Annotated in this window: 3 protein-coding genes and 1 pseudogene; 3 read left to right on the top strand and 1 reads right to left on the bottom strand. The window is 67.7% G+C overall.

The window, feature by feature from the left end; genetic code table 11:
• Positions 1-124 precede the first annotated feature (124 nt).
• Complete coding sequence (gndA, locus tag RWX87_RS06660) at positions 125-1,579, bottom strand: NADP-dependent phosphogluconate dehydrogenase (RefSeq protein WP_314688810.1); 1,455 nt, start codon at positions 1,577-1,579, stop codon at positions 125-127.
• A 553-nt stretch (positions 1,580-2,132) separates the two neighbouring features.
• Here gndA and nrdH point away from each other — a divergent pair.
• The 3 genes and pseudogenes from nrdH to RWX87_RS06645 all read left to right on the top strand — a co-directional run.
• On the top strand, positions 2,133-2,378 hold the full coding sequence (gene nrdH, locus RWX87_RS06655; protein WP_314688809.1) for a glutaredoxin-like protein NrdH: 246 nt from the start codon (positions 2,133-2,135) through the stop codon (positions 2,376-2,378).
• Positions 2,375-2,827 (top strand): annotated as a pseudogene (nrdI, locus tag RWX87_RS06650) (class Ib ribonucleoside-diphosphate reductase assembly flavoprotein NrdI); the annotation flags it as partial. The gene nrdH and the pseudogene nrdI, both read left to right, overlap by 4 nt.
• A gap of 154 nt (positions 2,828-2,981) precedes the next feature.
• Positions 2,982-3,730 (top strand): ribonucleotide reductase N-terminal alpha domain-containing protein (locus RWX87_RS06645; RefSeq protein ID WP_399552336.1); only part of this gene is annotated, 749 nt, incomplete at its 3' end.

Here is a 3,730-nt window from a genome sequence, read left to right as displayed (position 1 = left end):
CGGGCCCAGCAACAGCGGACCGGCCCCACGGGCCGGCCCCACAACAGCTCCGCGACGCACCCCGCGCCGCTCCGCCCTCGCCTGACGCGCGCCGCACAGCGGCCCGCGCCACCGCCCGGCGAGGCTACGCCTCGATCTCCGGGCGGCCCGGCTCAGCCCATAACGTATGGAAGGCGCCGGGACGATCGGTGCGGCCGTAGGTATGCGCGCCGAAGAAGTCACGCTGCCCCTGGATGAGGGCCGCCGGAAGCCTGTCGGAACGCAGCCCGTCGTAGTACGACAGCGAGCTGGCGAAGGCCGGCACGGGGACGCCCCCCTCGACCGCGCGGGCCACCACACGACGCCACGAGTCCTGCGCCTCGGCGATGGCCTTCCGGAAGTAGGGCGCGAACAGAAGCGACACGTCCGCGGCGCCGGATTCAAAGGCGTCGGAGACGACGTTGAGGAAACGCGCCCGGATGATGCATCCGCCCCGCCAGATGCGGGAGACGGCGGCCAGGTCGATCTTCCAGCCGTACTCCTTCGCCCCCGCCTGGATCTCATCGAAGCCCTGCGCATAGGCTACGATCTTCGAGGCGTACAGGGCATGCCGGATGTCCTCCACGAAGGCCTCGCGGTCAGCCTCCGAAACGCCGATCCGCTGCTCCGGTCCGGCGAGCTTCGCCTGGGCCGCCGCATCGCGCTGGTCGGACTGGCTGGACAGACCACGGGCGAACACGGCCTCGGCGATGCCCGTCACCGGGACCGCGAGCGACAGCGCCGTCTGCACCGTCCACGTGCCCGTGCCCTTCATACCCGCATGGTCGACGATGACGTCCACCAGGGGACGCCCCGAGGCCTTGTCGGTCTGGTGCAGCACCTCGGCCGTGATGCCGATGAGATAGGAGTCAAGCTCCGTGTCATTCCACTTCTCGAAAACGTCCCCGATCTCGGACGGGGACATGCCCAGCCCGCGGCGCATCAGGTCATAGCTTTCGGCGATGAGCTGCATGTCGGCGTATTCGATGCCGTTGTGCACCATCTTGACGAAATGGCCGGCGCCGTTCTCGCCGATATGCGTCACGCAGGGCTCGCCCTCGGCCACCGCGGCGATGGATCGCAGGATCGGCCCCAGCGTGCGCCAGGACTCCTCGGTGCCGCCGGGCATGAGGGACGGGCCGTTGAGGGCGCCCTCCTCGCCGCCGGAGACGCCGCAGCCGACGAAATGCAGGCCGCGCGCGCGGATCTCCTTCTCGCGGCGGATGGTGTCCTTGAAGTAGGAGTTGCCTCCGTCGACGATGATGTCGCCCGGCTCCATGGCATCGGCGAGCTCGGAGATGACGGCGTCGGTAGGCGCCCCCGCCTTGACCATGATGATGGCCGTACGCGGCCTTTTCAGGGACGCGACGAAATCCTCCACGGTCGAGGAGGGAACGAAGGACCCCTCATCGCCGTGCTCGTGCACAAGCTTCTGCGTGCGCTCGTAATGGCGGTTGTACAGCGCGACCGTGTTGCCATGATGAGCCAGGTTGCGCGCGAGATTGGAACCCATGGCCGCCAGTCCGACGACCCCGATGTTTGCTGTTGCCTCAACGGCCATTGCGATGCCTTTCGGATAGTGTCATCGACCCGTCCCCGGATACGGGCCGGGAGCGGCAGTGCCGCGTTCAGTCTAGCGAGCAGGCTGCACGTCTCGCCTCTGGGCGAAGAGAACGCGCGGCATGACCCCCGAAGGCACCGCGCATCCAGGACGCCCCACGCGGCCAGGGCATCCAGGACGGGCATCCGAGGCGGAGACCGTCCACCCCGAACGTGATGCGGAGGCCGCAGGACCTGCCCGGGAGCACGGAAAACGAGTGCATCCGACACCGATGTGATATAGGCGACATTCACGCCGCGAATCGTCCCCGTTGGCCTTCGCCGGACATCGCGCAAGCCGCATCATGACGCCAAAAACACTACATCTAGTGGCTACGCTGCCGACACGCCACTAGAACTGGGGGATTGACGGTAAACTACAGCCATGTAATCTAGCTGAACGGATCCGCCCCGGTGCGGCTTCCTCGCCGGCCCCTGGAGGGGACGCGGAAGAGCCGCCGCGGACATGCGAACGACAACGGAACGAAACTGAAAACGGAGAACAAGGAGTCACGATGACCGTCACCGTCTATGCCAAGCCTCGCTGCGTGCAGTGCGAAGCCACCAAGCGCCAGCTCACCCGCCAGGGGATCGGCTTCGACGTGGTGGACGTCACCTCCGACGCGGCCGCCCTCGCCCGCATCAAGGCCGCCGGATTCCTCCAGGCCCCGGTCGTCATGACCGAGGACGCGTCCTGGAGCGGCTACCGCCCGGACCTCATCCGCGAACTCGCGAAACAGCCCCACCAGGTCCTGGCGTGAGCGCATCCGGCGCGAGCGCGCCGGAGCGCGCCGCGACCGGCAAGGCCATCGGCGCCGTCGTGTACTTCTCCTCCGCATCGGAGAACACGGCCCGCTTCGTGGCCGGTTGCCGGCTGGAGGACGAAGGCGTCAACGTCTACCGCATCCCGCTGCGACCCAGGGAGCCCCCGCTGAACGTGCGTGAGCCCTTCATTCTCATGGTGCCGACCTACGGCGGGGGCAACGCCCGCAAGGCCGTGCCCATGCAGGTCAAACGCTTCCTGAACGACCCCGCCAACAGGGCCTTCATCCGCGGCGTCATCGCCGCGGGAAACACCAACTTCGGAGAGGCCTTCTGCGCCGCCGGCGACATCGTCGCCGCGAAGTGCCGGGTCCCCTTCCTCTACTACTTCGAGCTCCTGGGAACCCCGGAGGACCGCGAGAAGGTCCGCCGGGGCGTGCCCGACTTCCTCCGCCGCCTGCAGCACGAGCAGGCGCCCACGCCGGCGCCGGCAGCGCCGGAAGCAACAGTCGGGTCGACCGCCGCGACGGCCTCCGACCCGACAAGGGCATTCCAATCCACACAGACCGCCACCATCGGCGAAAGGGACGACTGACATGGCCATCACCGACGACACCACCCTGAGCATGGACAACACGGACGATGACGAGAGCGCCTCCGGCACGCCCGACGCGGCGCACGACTACCACGCGCTCAACGCGATGCTCAACCTCTACGCGCCCGACGGCTCCATCCAGTTCAGCAAGGACAAAGAGGCCGAGCGACAGTACGTCGCCGGCCACGTCGCCAAGCACACCCACCGCTTCGCCTCCACGCGCGAGCGCCTCGCCTACCTCATCGACAACCAGTACTACGACGGCTCCGTCTTCGAGCGGTACGCCCCCGAGTTCCTCGACTCCTTCTACGGGCACGTCGAATCCCTGGACTTCGAGTTCGAGACCTTCCTTGGAGCCTTCAAGTTCTACACGTCCTACGCCCTCAAAAGCTTCGACGGCAGGGAGTACCTCGAGGACTTCCCCCAGCGCTGCGCGGCCGTGGCCCTCGAGCTGGCGGCAGGCGACGAGGCGATGGCCACGAAGTACGCCGACGAGATCATCTCGGGACGCTTCCAGCCCGCCACCCCCACCTTCCTCAACCTCGGCAAGGCCCAGCGCGGCGAGCCGGTCAGCTGCTTCCTCGTGCGCATCGAGGACAACATGGAGTCCATCTCCCGCGGGATCAACGCCGCCCTGCAGCTGAGCAAGCGCGGCGGCGGCGTGGCGCTGCTGCTGAGCAACCTGCGGGAGCAGGGCGCCCCCATCAAGCACATCGAGAACCAGTCCAGCGGCGTCGTGCCCGTCATGAAGCTGCT

The sequence above is a fragment of the uncultured Bifidobacterium sp. genome (assembly GCF_963540075.1).
Lineage (GTDB): Bacteria > Actinomycetota > Actinomycetes > Actinomycetales > Bifidobacteriaceae > Bifidobacterium.
The sequence above is the reverse complement of the archived record's forward strand: the minus strand, read 5'-3'. Positions and strand labels throughout refer to the sequence as shown.